Raw genomic sequence first — 14,751 nt, 5'->3', positions numbered from 1 at the left:
CTATTTTCGCCGTTTTTTCAACAATAAAGCACCGATAGCATGATTATTACCGTCGATAGCCAATTGCTGATTGCATTTTATCGGAAAGTTTTTACCGACGCGCAGCACCACGCGTTGGCACAATAGGGGATTACGCCACTCGCTTCCCGCCAGTGCCACCGAGCGAATGCCAATATTTTGGTCTAAATGTTCTATCCAGTTGGCGAGGTAATCGGCTAACGAGTCGTGCATGCCAAAGGCCAGTTTGCGAGTGTCTCTGTCGTCGGCGAGGCGAAAACTCATTACGGTGCCAAGCGTTTTGCACCAGTTGAGGCTGCGGTGCGCTTCCCCGCGGGTGAGCGGGTAGTCGATACGCGGTGAGTTTGCACCGCGGTGGGCTTGAGCCGCAGCCATCAGGGCATCACATAGATCATCGACCTGCATCGAGCGACTAGGCAGTCCCAACAAAATCGCGCCAATGGCCCACAGGCTTGTGAGGTTATCGCGCGGTGCAGACAATTTGAGGTCGAGCAACCTGAGGTAATCATCTGGGAATTGCTGTTTAAATTTTTCCAGCACCTTGCGCTGCGGGCTCTGCTCTAATTGATGATAAATGTCATAGCCAGTGTCTGGCAGGCTGGGCAAGGCGAAAAACAGTTCATTGTGCCGTTTAGCATCGAGCGTTTGAATCTGGCCGCCGTGTTGCTGGCTAAAGTAGATGATGGCGCTGTGTTTATCCACGCCATGTTCTAGATTCACACTGTGCAAGGCCGATAGCCCATATTCTTGGGGCGTTAAGCTGATTAAGGCCGCTTGCTGTTGTGGCGTCAGCGAGCCAGTAACGCGCTCGACCCGATATTGCTGTTTGTCATGGCGGGCGTAGTAGGCCTGCGCGCCGTTGTGCAGTAACACATCCTCATGCAGTGCCGGCGTGCTAAGGTTTAGGGTGACAGGCGCTTGAGCGCTGCAATCGATATCGACCCAGGCGCCGTCGATAAAGGCCAGTGGCTCGCTGTGGCGAGGATCGTCAATATAGAGCCAGTCAACGCCATGTCTTCGCAGATGCTCGGTTAAAATCACCAATAAGCGGTTATAAGCAAAGCAGAGATCATACAGGGGGGCGTCCAGCTTAGGGTGATTATCTATGGCTCTGGCCGTGATCAGTGGCTTTTCGATGCTCGACAGGGCAAGTACTTGGCGATCGGTTAAGTGAAACTGGGCATTAAGGGTATTGGGGTTACACACCAATAATGTGGGACGACCCGCCGCGCTCAGTGGGTTGAGGCTTAAGGTGACGGGGAGATCGCCTGTTAAGGTTAACGCTCCATGGGTGAGCAACTCCGTGCTCAGCGCCGCAATATCGGCGCCGGTGAGTCCTTGATAATGGGGATTGATGCTGCGCTCGCCGTGGCAACAGTCGCACACCAAGCCTAAATCGCCAAATTGGGGGGATTGGTTATCGCCAAATTGCGGTGTACATTGCTGGCAAAACTCCTGGGTAATGGCCCCGCCTTTCAGTGGGTGGCTGCTGCCACTTGGGCTATCGATTAAGGCGATACGCGAATCGGTTAGCCATACCGAGATTAAAAAGTCGTGTGCGATGGCATCGGCTAACGTTTCCAGTTGCGGTTGCTTACCCTCGGCTTCGATAAAATAACAGCCTTTTTGGTAACCTACCTTGATTGTTAGCTCAGCGTAATTTAGGTATTGATTACATAAGTGTGCGTACAGTGGCACCGGACGTGAGCAGGTAAATTCAAATCTGATTATTTTCATTTATGATGACACCGCGCTTGTAAGAATCGGGAATGAGCTTATCGATAGCAATGTTGTTGATGCGCGTCACGGTAAACCCCAGTGAGCGTAAATGGTTTAGCGTGGTCACCTCCATTAACGGCACCGCGGCGGCGACGCTAGCGGTAAGGCCGAGGGTCATCGGCTCGATAAGGGTCGGGGTGCAACCGAGTACAAAGGTTTTTGGACGATCGCCAACCATCTCCATCATGGTCAAGGTCTGCAGCATCTCCACTTCGTGGGCACTGCCTTGCCAGTCTATTTCGCTTGGGGCTTTGTCAAAATCAAAAAAGTAAACTTCGCCGGGGCCGACCCCATTGGCATTGACTGTGTCGACGACAATCAGATAATCATATTGGCAGATAATAGGAATAAGGCCTTGAGCCAAGGTTCCCCCATCCATGATATCGAGTTGATGGGTTGGATGGGTAAATTGGTAGTTCTCTTGTAGGTAATTAACGAAGTGTACGCCGATACCTTCATCGGCGTACAACACATTACCAATACCGAGTAGCAGTATTTTCATGACATCCTTGTTAATGCTTTTTCGGGTGATAATCGTATCCAGACACGATCGAGTCAACCGAGTTATGTTTAAATCGAATACCGGTCCACACCGCCATATAGACGTGGATCACCACAAAGATGACAAACACCCACGTGAAGTAGTGATGCCAAATACGCACTTGTGCTAAGCCACCCATCTGCGCGGTTATCCATGCGGCAGGCTCCCACATAAGGCCACCGAGCCCTAGATGATAGACATTAGCATAGAGAACCAGTCCTGTGATGCAGATTAACGCCGCAATGAGTGAAATCACTAAGTAGGTCACAAATTGCAATGGGCCATAAACGCCTTTTTTATCAAGGTGTCCCATCCACAGATAGGACTTGAGCTGCACAATCCAACTCTTGATACTGGTGACATCTTTAAAGGAGCGTCGTTCGATATCGCTCTTAGCAAAGAAGAACAGATAAGCTCGCACCACAGTGATGGCGCACAATACAAAGCCAAACACTATGTGAGCAAAACGTATCCAGCCTTGCACCAATACATCTGAGCTGCTGGGCGCAACCAAGAATGGCCAGGCGATGTAGAAGCCCGTGATGACAAGAACCAGTATGGCTAGCGCTCGCAACCAGTGAAAAATTCTGATCGCGGCGCTAAATATAAAGGCTCTCTCATAGGGTACAGTAGGTGTATCCATGAGTTGCTCCTTAGGTGTTAGCGTTGGCATCGAGTCGGAATTCACCCAAATCTTGGCCTTTGTAATCCATCACATGGACAGAACACGCCATACAAGGGTCAAACGAGTGAATAATACGGATCACTTCCAGCGGCTTAGTGGGATCTTCTAGTTGCAATCCGATGAGCGCCGCCTCATAGGGACCCATCTTACCTTCATTATCGACAGGGCCCGCGTTCCACGTGGTAGGCACGACGGCCTGATAATTTTCCACTAAGCCATTTTTAATGCGGATCCAGTGGCTGAGAGCCCCCCGCGGCGCCTCAATCATGGCGTGGCCGACATATTCACGGTCAGGATCCATCTCGGGCTTCACATAGGTGCTTTCATCCACTTGAATGTTTTGGATCAGGGCATCGAAAGTTTTTAAGCCCTCTTCGGCCACAATCAAGGTTTGTAGCATGCGCGCCGCGGTGCGACCAAGGGTGGTAAACAAGGCTTCAACTGGCAGGCCAGTTGCTTCGAGTAAGCCATTAACCGCCTTGACGACCACTTCGTTACCACGTGCGTAACTGACCAACAAACAAGCCAGTGGGCCGACTTCAACGGGTTCACCTTGATAGCGCGGTGATTTGACCCATGAGTATTTACCATCACCGTCGAGGGTGGGCAGTTTGCCATATACTGTGTCGCGTTCAACAAAGCCGGTGTAGTTAGGGATGGTGGTGCCATCATAAGGGTGTTGTGGCCCATCGGCGTCATACCATGCATGGCTGACATCTTCTTTAATCAAGTCGGGGTTGAGGTCGCTGACATTGGCTAAATCGCCATTCATGATCACCCCTTGGTCAAACAGGTATTCGCCATTAGCCAAGATAAAGTCATTGGTCGCCATGAAGTTTTTCACGTTGACTCCACCTAATACACTTGGCTCGTTACCAAAGGCGTCGGCTGCCATGACGATATCGGCGTGATAGGCACGGCGAATAAAGTCGGTTACAGTGGCGTGTTTTTGCTTCCACTCTTGTAGGCGAGCAGGGCTCAACATATCACGTACCGACGTTACGCCGCCGACCACTAAGGATTGTGGATGGGGTTGCTTACCACCGAAAATCGCCATCATCTCTGCCGCTACCCGCTGTACTTCAAGTGCTTTTAGGTAGTGCGATAGTGCGATTAGGTTTTGCTCTGGGGTAAACTTATAAGTGCGGTTGCCCCAATAAGCGTTGGCAAAGGGGCCAAGCTTACCGGTTTCGACAAAGCCTTTTACCCGCTCTTGTACTGCTCTAAGTTCACCTTCACCGGCCGCAATTGGTTTATCGGTATATTTGAGAGCCACTTGGGCAGCCGCGGCTGGATCGGCGCTTAAGGCCGAGACCACATCGACCCAGTCTAGCCCATGTAAGTGATAGAAATGGACAATATGATCATGCATAAACAGGGATGTCAGCATTAAAGAACGCAGGTATTTGGCATTCAGTGGAATGGTTAATCCAAGTGCATTTTCAACCGCTTCTGTGCCGCAGCGATAATGGGAATAGGTACAGACACCACAGATGCGCTGTACGATGAGGCCAACATCCATGGGGGTGCGCCCTTTGAGGATCACCTCAATACCGCGCCACAAGGTGGATGAGGACCAGGCCTTTTGAACAACATTATTTTCATCAACTTCAACTTCGACGCGTAAATGGCCTTCGATGCGAGTGATGGGGTCGATAACTACACGTTTGCTCATTTAACTAGTCCTCTTTCGAATTGGCAAATACGCTGGCAACTGCATGGGCGCCGATACCAATGGCTGTCGCCCCTAAAATAACGGCTCCGACTGTGTCGGCGGTGGCATCGAGTCCGTGAAGTAACTGCCTGCCTAGAGGCTTCTCAAAATCAGCCATATCATCCCAGAAGTTGGGCTCAGAACAGCCCATACAGCCATGACCAGCCAATACTGGCCAACTAGTGTGATGATTAAATCGCTCGGTAGGGCAGTTATTGTAGGTGTAGGGACCTTTACATCCCACCTTGTATAAACAGAAACCCTCTTTGGCTCCGCTGTCACCAAACTCTTCGACAAATTCACCGGCATCGAAACGGCCACGTCGTTCACAGTTATCATGTACCCGAGCGCCATAGGCCCACTTAGGTCGGTTAAACATATCTAGGGCCGGTAATTGACCAAACATGATGAAATACATCAGTGTACCGACAATGTTTTTCTCACTTGGCGGGCAACCACCTAAGTTAACCACTGTCTTATTGACCACTTGGTCAACCCCTTTTGCGCCCGTTGGATTAGGCGCTGCGGCCTGCACGCCACCAAAGGCTGCACAGGTTCCGACCGAGATAATGGCGGCGGCGCCTTCGGCGGCATGTTTAACAATGTGAAGTCCGGTATGACCTTTACAGCCTACGGTAAGGTAGGCGCCATTATTGGCCGTGGGTATCGCCCCTTCAACCGCTAGCAGGTAGTTGCCTTTATAGGCTTCTAAGGCATGCTCGAGGTTCTCTTCTGCTTGCCAGCCCGCTGCGGCCATTAAGGTTTCGTGGTATTCCAATGACACATGGTCAAAGATGAGTGAATCAAGGTTAGGGGTATCGGCGCGTACCAGTGATTCGGAGCAACCGGTACACTCTGCCATATGTAACCAAATCAGTGGCACTCTATCGGCTAGTTCGGCGGCTTCGGCAACTAAGGTGCTAAATGGAAGTGGTAAAGCCAACATTGCAGTTACTGCAGCGCTCCACTTCATGAAGTCTCGGCGTGAAATGCCATGCTCTTCCATTTTGCTTTGCAAAGAATGGGCATGACGGGGTGATAAGCTACGCAACATCTTGAGGCGCGCTTGACCCTGTTGGTATAAGGCGGCATGTGTGTCCATGGTTAACCCTTTGTTGTCATTCTGATGCTGAGGTGTGGTGTATCGATTCGATAACTAAGTTTAGGCCGCAATTTAGGTATATTTGTTGATATGTATCAAGCTTTTGAGATGTTGTGATCGAGTCGATACTTTTCAGTTAATTCGTATGAGGCAGATCATGCTTATTCTCATATTTGGGACAAAAAGTCCCATTTTTTAGTGCTTGTGTGAGCTAGCGCAGATCCGCGTGGCAACTTATGTTATCAGGTCGTCAGTCGTTGGTATTAGCTTGTAATGGTTGACACTTATGCGCACAGACAGGGTGTAATCATGGGCCGTATCAAGCATGGCGCTCTTAAAAGCCCTTTATTAAGCCGCCGTTACATTAAAAGTTAGGCAAAATTTTCGGTTGATATTGCTAACCTTATATACACTTACTATAAGCAATCACATGAATAACTGGACTGTTTTTGTTGATGATAAAAAGCGGGCTTGCTTAGATCTGCTGATTGTAAGTCAGGCATGAGTCGAGTTATGCAAAGTGATACGCCCTTAGTGACGCAGGCTAGCCATTAAGAGTGATTTATTAATTCATGGGATTGTTACTTAGTGCACACAACCTTAGGAGCTACACTATGGAGTCGATGAAAGTCGTTGATTATATGGACCGTCAACCCGTGTTATTACATCCGGATATGACACTAGCTGCGGCGGTAGAAAAGCTGCTTACACAAAAAAAACTCGGGGCAGCTGTGGTGGATCATGAGGGCAATTTAGTGGGCTTTTTGTCGCAACAAGATTGTTTAGCTGTGATGTTAAAAAGCTCGTACCACTGTGATTTAACAGCTAATGTTAGCGATTGCATGCGCAGTGACGTGTTAAGTGTCACCCAAGACACGCCAATCATTACCCTAGCGGAACAGATGTTACAGGCTAAACCCAAAATCTACCCAGTGGTAGAGCAGGGCAAAGTGGTCGGCATTGTCGATCGTAATGCTGTGCTCAAAGCGATAAACCAGTCGATGCAAGCCTGCTATCTTAAGCCTGCTTAGGCATTATGACTCCTTGCAGCTCGTCGCGTTACTTTAACGGTGCTTGAATTAAAGCAACGCGAGGCTGAGCCTGATCTCCTGCAGAAATGCACCATTTGCCATACCAATAGCGTGCGTTAATTGGTAGGATCGCAGCCTTGTTTTTTCTTTTATGGGTTTTGCATTTGAATTCGCCACTTCACCCCCTGTCTAATGCCTTCTTAAAGCAATGTTATCAAGCGGATGCCTCTAAAATTAGGCGTCGTCTTTTTCGCTTAAATAAGCAAGCCGATTCCGATAAGAAGCGGGATGAATTGGTCAAACTTGAAGCACAGGCGGTTGCCGCTTGGGATAAGGTTGAGCAACGCCGCAGTGGTCGTCCGCAAATAGACTATCCCGAGGCGCTGCCTATCTCGCAAAAACGTGACGAAATAGCGCGGGCAATCGCGGGTCATCAGGTGGTGATTGTCGCGGGTGAAACTGGCTCAGGTAAAACGACGCAGCTGCCTAAAATCTGTTTAGAACTGGGGCTGGGTTGTCGTGGCCTTATCGGCCATACGCAGCCGCGTCGTCTCGCGGCGCGCAGTGTGGCAAGCCGAGTCGCTGAAGAGCTCAACAGTCCATTAGGTGAAGTGGTGGGCTTTAAGGTACGTTTTGCCGATGCGATAAAACCCAGCTCGTACATTAAATTGATGACCGATGGTATTTTATTAGCTGAGCTAACGTCCGATAAATGGCTCGACCAATACGACACCATCATTATCGATGAGGCGCACGAGCGCAGCCTGAATATTGATTTTATTTTAGGTTACTTAAAAAATGTGCTGAAAAAGCGCACCGATCTCAAAGTGATCATCACCTCAGCCACCATAGATGTGGAGCGTTTTTCCCAGCATTTTGATAATGCGCCTGTGATTGAAGTCTCTGGGCGAACCTACCCGGTTGAGACCCGTTATCGTCCTTTAGTGCGCGATCAAGACGAAGATTTAGATTTAACCGAGGGGATTTTTGCCGCAACAGAAGAGCTGATGGCCGAAGGCCCCGGTGATATTTTGATCTTTATGAACGGGGAGCGCGAAATTCGTGATGTGGCCGATCAGCTCAATAAACGCCAGTATCGCGATACCGAGATCTTGCCCTTATACGCACGTCTCTCTTATGGTGAGCAGTCTAAGGTGTTTAAGAGCCACGTTGGCCGGCGTATCGTATTAGCAACCAACGTGGCCGAAACGTCGTTAACCGTGCCCGGCATTAAATACGTGATCGATCCCGGCACCGCCAGAATCAGTCGCTACAGTTACCGCACTAAGGTGCAACGTCTGCCCATTGAGCCCATCTCGCAGGCCAGCGCCAACCAACGCCTTGGCCGCTGTGGTCGTGTGGCGCCAGGTATCTGTATCCGTTTATATGATGAAACCGATTTTATTAATCGGCCCGAATTTACCGATCCCGAAATTTTACGCACCAACTTGGCGTCGGTTATTCTGCAGATGTTGGCCATTGGCCTTGGGGATATCGAAGGTTTTCCATTTATTCAGCCGCCAGATCCCCGTTACATCCGCGATGGTTTCTTGCTGCTCGAAGAACTGCAGTCGGTTAAAAAACACCAAGGTCAGCTGCAGCTGACGCCACTGGGGCGCCAATTGGCATCGATTCCGGTGGACCCCCGTTTAGCACGCATGGTCGTGCAGGCCAACGAGTATGGCTGTTTGCATGAGGTGCTGGTTATCGCCGCAGGCTTGTCGATACAAGATCCCCGTGAGCGACCGATGGACAAAAAGCAGGCGGCGGACGAAGCCCATCGTCGCTTTAATGACAAACATTCAGATTTTGTGGGCTGGGTTAACTTGTGGAATCATGTCAAAACCGAGCAAAAAACCTTATCAGCTAGCCAGTTCCGTAAGCTGTGTAAGCAGGAGTTTTTAGCTTACCTGCGAGTACGAGAGTGGCAAGACTTGTATGTTCAGCTGCGTCAAGCGGTGCATGATCTTAAATGGAAACTCAACAGCGAACCGGCCGAGTATCAACCCCTGCATCAAGCACTGTTAACCGGTTTGCTGAGCCATATCGGCTTTAAAGATAAAGACAACGAATATGTCGGCGCCCGTAACCGTAAGTTTTTTGTGTTTCCAGGCTCTCCTTTAGCCAAGAAAGGCCCTAAGTGGATCATGGCCGCCGAAATGACCGAAACCTCGCGCCTCTTTGCTCGCTGCTGCGCCAAAATTGAGCCTGAATGGATTGAACCCTTAGCTGGCCATTTAATTAAGAAAAGCTATGTTGAGCCCCATTTTGAGGCCAAGCAGGGCAGTGTCGTGGCCTTGGAAAATCAGCAGCTATATGGCCTGACCATAGTCAATCGTCGCCGGGTGCAATATGGGCCGATAGATCCCGTTGAAGCGCGTGAAATTTTTATTCGCAGCGCCTTAGCTGACGGAGAACTGCGTACCAATGAAGCGTTTTTCGTCAAAAATCGTCAGCTGCTGGAAGACATTGAGTCGTTAGAGCACAAGTCGCGTCGGCGCGATATTTTGGTCGATGAACAGGCTCTGGTGGATTTTTACCAGAGCCGCATTCCCGCTGGCATTTATAACGCGCCCAAATTACTCAGTTGGTGGAAGCAGGAGAAAAAGGTCAATCCCGATCTCTTAGACTTTGAACGTTCACAGCTGATGAAACGCAGCGATGAGCATATCTCGGCGTTGGATTTTCCCGACCATTGGCATCAAGGCAATTTAACCCTCTGCCTAAGTTACCATTTTGAACCTGCCGATGTTGATGATGGCGTCTCGGTGCATATTCCGGTGGCGTTATTAAATCAGATAGACAGTAACGGTTTTGACTGGCTGGTGCCGGGCTTGCGAGAAGAGAAGTGCATCGCGCTGATAAAGTCTTTGCCTAAAACCTTAAGGCGTAACTTTGTGCCCGCTCCCGATTATGCCAGAGCCTGCTTACAGGCGATGACATCGACCGAGCTGAGCCTGCTCGAGGCCATGTGCAAACAGTTACTGCGCATGAGCGGGGTGCGTGTCTCAATCGATGATTTTGATCTGTCGCAGTTACCTGCGCATTTGTTGATTAATTTTAAGGTCGAAGATGACCGCGGTAAGCTCATTGCCCAAGGCCGCAACCTAGAGGATCTCAAGACTCAGCTGCAAGGCCAAGTCAGCCAAGCGATTCGCAATGTGGCCGACACGGGTATTGAGCAGCAAGCGTTGACCGAGTGGAGTTTTGGCGATCTACCCAAGCAGTATCAGCAACGCAAAGGGAATTTTGAAGTCAAGGCGTTTCCAGCGCTGGTGGATGATAAAACCAGTGTCTCTATCGCCTTATTTGATGATGAAAATGAGGCCCAGCGCGCCCATCGCAGTGGCCTGCAGCGCTTGTTGCTGCTTAACATGCCGTCGCCTGTGAAGCACCTGCAACAAACCTTGCCCAATAAAGCCAAGTTGGCGATGTATTTTAATCCTTTCGGTCAGGTTAATGAGCTGATCGATGATATTTTATCGGCGGCAGTGCAGCAGTTACTGGACGAAAAAGGGCTGGATATTCGTAGCGCCGCGCAATTTGAACAGGCTAAAGAGTGGGTGCGCCAAGAGCTTAACCCCACAGCGGCCAAGATAGCCTTGCAGGTGGAAGAGATTTTAACCTTGTATCAAAAGGTGAAAAAACGCCTTAAGGGTAAAATTAGCTTCGATATCGCCTTCGCCATGAGTGATATTCAAGCGCAGCTCGACAAGTTGGTTTACAAGGGGTTTGTTGAGCAGTGCGGTTGGCAACGATTAAGCGATTTAGTTCGTTATATCAAAGCGATAGATAATCGTCTCGACAAGCTGCCGGTCGACCCTAATCGTGACCGCTTGCACCTGCAAAGCATTAATAATGTGCAGCAATTACTCGAGCAACAACTGGCTAAGGTACCGCGAACTGCGGCTATTCCTCAGGCGCTGCAAGATGCCCGCTGGATGATAGAAGAGTACCGAGTGTCCTGTTTTGCTCAGGTGCTGGGCACTGCCTATCCCATTTCAGAGAAGCGGATTATTAATCGTATTAACGAAGCGTAAAATAGACAAGAGTCGATAAAAGCACCTTTTAAAGGTGCTTTTTTTTTGCTTATAAATAATTCCAAAGCTGGGGTGAAAGCGTTGGAGGAGCCTGGATTGCTGGTGGTTTGCCATCAATTGTCTGCTTCTGTCGCCAATTCATATTGAGGTCTAGACTAGGGTGTGTTCACTTATTAACCAAAACGAAACCTGAAATAGATGATCTAGTTATTATTTCAAGATAAAAGGTGATCTATATCAAAGATGCTTATGGTTTACCGCTTTGGAGGTATACATAGTGATATGCAATTGTTGTTAGCTTGTTAGTGGTGGGTTTCGTGAGACATTGTCTTAATAAATTGAATTATGTTTGCGTCACTGGGTTTTATTAGCGTCGACATGGTTCGTTGGAGGATGTATGGGTTCCTTATCTAAGGATGAGAAAAGCTTAGAACTTAAAATATTTATTTTTATCACAGTGTTCCTTGCTCCGTTGTTATCTGTGTTACTGGTTTCTGGATTAGGGTTTGCGATTTGGTTTAGCCAGATATTGACCGGACCACCAGGTGCAGGCTGATTCAGTATATAAAAACAATCAATGGGAGAGGGTATCGATGGACAAAGAACTGCATGTTACAAGCTTGGTGGTTCAAGTCAAACCTAGGCAAATGTTCAACGTTAGGCAAGCCATTTTAACAATGGAGAAAACCGAGTTATCTGTTAATGATGAGACCAAGCTGGTGGTGGTTTTAGAGGGAGAGACTCAACAAGAATTACTGGCAAATATTGCAGCCATTAATGGCATTGAGGGCGTCCTGTCGGCAGCGATGGTTTACCATCAAAGTGAAGTGCTTAAAGAGGATGAAAAATGAAGATGAATAGACGCGAATTTATGAAGGCCAATGCGGCGATGACCGCAGCAACCGTTGCCGGATTAGCACTGCCGACAGCAGCCAGTAATTTAATCACGAGTTCAGAACAGACCAAACTCGAATGGAACAAGGCACCCTGTCGTTTTTGTGGGACGGGCTGCTCTGTCATCGTGGGGACGCGCGATGGCAAGGTGGTTGCGACGCATGGTGATGCCAAAAGTGAAGTCAATCGCGGATTGAACTGCATTAAAGGATATTTTCTATCGAAAATCATGTACGGCAAAGATAGATTACAGGTCCCTATGCTACGTATGACGAATGGTCAATATGACAAACACGGTGAATTTACCCCAGTAAGCTGGGATACCGCATTCGACACCATGGCAGAAAAATGGAAGAAAACCATTAAAGAGAAAGGGCCGACTGCTGTGGGTATGTTTGGCTCTGGTCAGTGGACCGTGTGGGAAGGCTATGCCGCCTCTAAGTTGATGAAAGCCGGTTTCGGTTCAAACAATATTGATCCCAATGCCCGCCACTGTATGGCATCTGCCGTAGGTGGCTTTATGCGTACCTTTGGCATCGATGAACCTATGGGCTGTTACGACGACATGGAGGCTGCCGATGCTTTCGTGTTGTGGGGGTCTAATATGGCTGAGATGCATCCTATTTTGTGGACTCGAGTGACAGACCGTCGCTTAAGTGCGCCTCATGTAAAAGTCGCGGTATTATCCACATTCGAACACCGCTCTTTCGATTTAGCCGATCTGCCCATTGTATTTACACCGCAAACTGACTTGGCGATGCTTAACTTTATTGCCAACTATATTATTCAAAACGATAAGGTCAATTGGGATTTCGTCAATAAGCATGTCAATTTCCGCAAAGGTGAAACTGACATTGGCTATGGATTACGTGCTAGCCATCCATTACAACAAAAGGCCAAAAACGTCAAAACAGCGGGTGACTCGACGCCCATAGATTTCGAGGCATTCAAAGCTTTTGTGGCCGATTATGATGTGGTCTCTGTCAGCAAACTCTCTGGCGTACCCGAGCATAAACTGATCGAACTGGCGGAGTTGTATGCCGATCCAGATAGAAAAGTAACCTCTTTCTGGACCATGGGCTTTAACCAACATACTCGTGGGGTGTGGTGTAACAATCTGATTTATAACATTCATTTATTAGTCGGCAAAATCTCAACACCTGGGAATAGTCCTTTTTCACTCACAGGGCAGCCTTCTGCCTGTGGGACAGCGCGAGAGGTGGGAACATTTTCGCATCGCCTACCGGCCGATCTAGTGGTGAATAATCCTGAACATAGAAAAATAGCCGAAACAATTTGGCGCATTCCCGACGGCATTATTCCACCTAAGCCGGGTTATCATGCGGTGGAGCAGAACCGTCGCCTCAAGGACGGTGACTTGAATGTTTATTGGGTACAAGTCAATAACAATATGCAGGCGGGCCCCAACATCAATGAGGAAGGCTTACCAGGTTATCGCAACCCCGAAAACTTCATTGTGGTATCTGATGCTTATCCGACGGTGACCACTCAGGCAGCAGATCTTATCTTACCGACGGCGATGTGGGTTGAGAAAGAGGGCGCGTATGGTAACGCAGAGCGCCGTACCCAGTTTTGGCATCAGATGGTAAGCGCCCCAGGTGAATCGCATTCTGATTTATGGCAACTGGTGGAGTTTTCTAAACGCTTTACCACCGACGAAGTGTGGCCTGAGGCGGTATTAGCTCAAAACCCTCAATACAAGGGCAAGACGCTGTTTGAAGTGCTGTACCAAAACGGTAATGTTGACAAGTTTCCATTGGAACAGGTTGACCCTAAGTACCTCAATGACGAAGCGGCGCATTTTGGTTTTTATCTCCAGAAAGGTCTCTTCGAAGAGTACGCCACTTTTGGTCGCGGACATGGGCATGATTTAGCCGATTTCGATACATACCATCAAGTCCACGGCCTACGTTGGCCTGTGGTCAATGGGCAAGAGACGAAGTGGCGTTTTCGTGAAGGCAGTGATCCTTATGTCAAGGTAGGAAGTGGCTTTGAGTTTTATGGTAAACCAGATGGTAAGGCAGTGATTTTCGCCTTACCCTATGAACCCGCCGCAGAGTCTCCCGATGAAGAGTATGACATCTGGTTATCGACAGGGCGAGTACTGGAACATTGGCATTCAGGTTCAATGACTCAACGTGTCCCGGAGTTGTATCGTGCCTTTCCTGATGCGGTCTGTTTTATGCACCCTGACGATGCTAAAAAACGCGGTTTGCGCCGTGGTGATGAAGTGAAAGTGATTTCACGCCGTGGTGAAATTAAGACCCGTGTTGAAACACGTGGCCGTAATAAGCCCCCGATTGGATTAGTGTTTGTCCCTTGGTTCGATGCCAGTCAGTTGATTAATAAAGTGACTCTCGATGCGACAGATCCATTATCAAAGCAGACTGACTTTAAAAAGTGTGCCGTTAAAGTGGTTAAAGCATAGGGGAAACATCATGAAATCAGCAAAAAAAGTAACCTTAATCGCAATGGTTGGTGTAAGTGTGGTGATGTCGCCGGGCGTCCATGCGGCCAGTGTACCGGATGAAAAAGTTGCCACATTACGTCAGGCGCCGATTAACGTGGAACCCACGCCGCCAGCAATGCAAAGAGTAAGCAATACTGACATTAAACAAGTGCGTAATTATCCGATGCAACCACCGGTGATCCCGCACAAGATTGATGGTTATCAACTCGACTTGAAAGTGAACAAGTGTATGTCATGCCATGCGCGCAAGCGCACGGGGGAATCACAAGCGCCGATGGTGAGCGTGACTCACTATATGGACAGGGAAAATAATTTTTTAGCCACCTTGTCCCCAAGGCGGTATTTCTGTACCCAATGTCATGTGCCTCAACTTGAAGCTAAGTTGCTAGTCGAAAATGACTTTGTCGATATGGATCACTTGATTGCCCCTAAAACAAAAGCAGAGCACTAGGAGCC

At 48.8% G+C, this 14,751-nt stretch carries 11 protein-coding genes; 6 read left to right on the top strand and 5 right to left on the bottom strand.

What is annotated here, in order from left to right; all coding sequences use genetic code 11:
• From DVO77_RS01040 to hyaA, 5 genes are read right to left on the bottom strand one after another with little or no spacing between them, the layout of a single operon-like run.
• Entirely contained in the window at window positions 1-1,755 is a 1,755-nt protein-coding gene (locus tag DVO77_RS01040) for a Kae1-like domain-containing protein (protein WP_119976955.1), read from the bottom strand.
• Window positions 1,736-2,299 carry a HyaD/HybD family hydrogenase maturation endopeptidase gene (locus DVO77_RS01035; protein WP_110458097.1) on the bottom strand — a complete coding sequence of 188 codons (564 nt, stop codon included), beginning with the start codon at window positions 2,297-2,299 and terminating at the stop codon, window positions 1,736-1,738. Before DVO77_RS01035 ends, DVO77_RS01040 begins: the two co-directional genes overlap by 20 nt.
• 10 nt (window positions 2,300-2,309) lie before the next feature.
• Window positions 2,310-2,981, bottom strand: a complete 672-nt coding sequence (gene cybH, locus DVO77_RS01030; protein WP_110458096.1) for a Ni/Fe-hydrogenase, b-type cytochrome subunit — start codon at window positions 2,979-2,981, stop codon at window positions 2,310-2,312.
• Window positions 2,982-2,991: 10 nt separating this feature from the next.
• A complete protein-coding gene (gene hyaB, locus DVO77_RS01025) occupies window positions 2,992-4,698 on the bottom strand; it encodes a nickel-dependent hydrogenase large subunit (protein WP_110458095.1) in 1,707 nt (568 codons plus the stop codon).
• A gap of 4 nt (window positions 4,699-4,702) precedes the next feature.
• Window positions 4,703-5,839 (bottom strand): nickel-dependent hydrogenase small subunit, encoded by a 1,137-nt coding sequence (hyaA, locus tag DVO77_RS01020; protein ID WP_110458094.1) that lies wholly within the window; start codon window positions 5,837-5,839, stop codon window positions 4,703-4,705.
• Between the two features lie 614 nt (window positions 5,840-6,453).
• Between hyaA and DVO77_RS01015 the strand changes: the two genes are divergently transcribed.
• The 6 genes from DVO77_RS01015 (at window position 6,454) to DVO77_RS00990 (ending at window position 14,746) form a co-directional block, all read left to right on the top strand.
• On the top strand, window positions 6,454-6,870 hold the full coding sequence (locus DVO77_RS01015; RefSeq protein ID WP_110458093.1) for a CBS domain-containing protein: 417 nt from the start codon (window positions 6,454-6,456) through the stop codon (window positions 6,868-6,870).
• Between the two features lie 164 nt (window positions 6,871-7,034).
• Window positions 7,035-10,910: an ATP-dependent RNA helicase HrpA gene (hrpA, locus tag DVO77_RS01010; RefSeq protein WP_211328741.1), complete on the top strand. Its 3,876-nt coding sequence runs from the start codon at window positions 7,035-7,037 to the stop codon at window positions 10,908-10,910.
• Between the two features lie 397 nt (window positions 10,911-11,307).
• Entirely contained in the window at window positions 11,308-11,466 is a 159-nt protein-coding gene (locus DVO77_RS01005; RefSeq protein ID WP_110458092.1) for a nitrate reductase, read from the top strand.
• A gap of 37 nt (window positions 11,467-11,503) precedes the next feature.
• Entirely contained in the window at window positions 11,504-11,761 is a 258-nt protein-coding gene (locus tag DVO77_RS01000; RefSeq protein WP_110458091.1) for a chaperone NapD, read from the top strand.
• 2 nt (window positions 11,762-11,763) lie between these two features.
• Window positions 11,764-14,253 (top strand): nitrate reductase catalytic subunit NapA, encoded by a 2,490-nt coding sequence (napA, locus tag DVO77_RS00995; RefSeq protein ID WP_110458182.1) that lies wholly within the window; start codon window positions 11,764-11,766, stop codon window positions 14,251-14,253.
• A 64-nt stretch (window positions 14,254-14,317) separates the two neighbouring features.
• Window positions 14,318-14,746, top strand: coding sequence for a nitrate reductase cytochrome c-type subunit (locus DVO77_RS00990; RefSeq protein ID WP_373317375.1), 429 nt, complete (start codon window positions 14,318-14,320; stop codon window positions 14,744-14,746).
• Window positions 14,747-14,751 lie beyond the last annotated feature (5 nt).

Source organism: Shewanella algidipiscicola, assembly GCF_003605125.1.
Lineage (GTDB): Bacteria > Pseudomonadota > Gammaproteobacteria > Enterobacterales > Shewanellaceae > Shewanella > Shewanella algidipiscicola.
Note: the sequence above shows the minus strand (reverse complement) of the source record. Positions and strands in the feature narration are given on the sequence as shown.

What these genes read in the sequence shown, in the direction of transcription:
- DVO77_RS01040 (WP_119976955.1), bottom strand. Translation starts at nt 1,755, where the DNA reads ATGAAAATAATCAGATTTGAATTTACCTGCTCACGTCCGGTGCCACTG.
- hyaB (WP_110458095.1), bottom strand. Translation starts at nt 4,698, where the DNA reads ATGAGCAAACGTGTAGTTATCGACCCCATCACTCGCATCGAAGGCCAT.
- DVO77_RS01015 (WP_110458093.1), top strand. Translation starts at nt 6,454, where the DNA reads ATGGAGTCGATGAAAGTCGTTGATTATATGGACCGTCAACCCGTGTTA.
- DVO77_RS01000 (WP_110458091.1), top strand. Translation starts at nt 11,504, where the DNA reads ATGGACAAAGAACTGCATGTTACAAGCTTGGTGGTTCAAGTCAAACCT.
- DVO77_RS01005 (WP_110458092.1), top strand. Translation starts at nt 11,308, where the DNA reads ATGGGTTCCTTATCTAAGGATGAGAAAAGCTTAGAACTTAAAATATTT.
- napA (WP_110458182.1), top strand. Translation starts at nt 11,764, where the DNA reads ATGAATAGACGCGAATTTATGAAGGCCAATGCGGCGATGACCGCAGCA.
- cybH (WP_110458096.1), bottom strand. Translation starts at nt 2,981, where the DNA reads ATGGATACACCTACTGTACCCTATGAGAGAGCCTTTATATTTAGCGCC.
- hyaA (WP_110458094.1), bottom strand. Translation starts at nt 5,839, where the DNA reads ATGGACACACATGCCGCCTTATACCAACAGGGTCAAGCGCGCCTCAAG.
- DVO77_RS00990 (WP_373317375.1), top strand. Translation starts at nt 14,318, where the DNA reads ATGTCGCCGGGCGTCCATGCGGCCAGTGTACCGGATGAAAAAGTTGCC.
- DVO77_RS01035 (WP_110458097.1), bottom strand. Translation starts at nt 2,299, where the DNA reads ATGAAAATACTGCTACTCGGTATTGGTAATGTGTTGTACGCCGATGAA.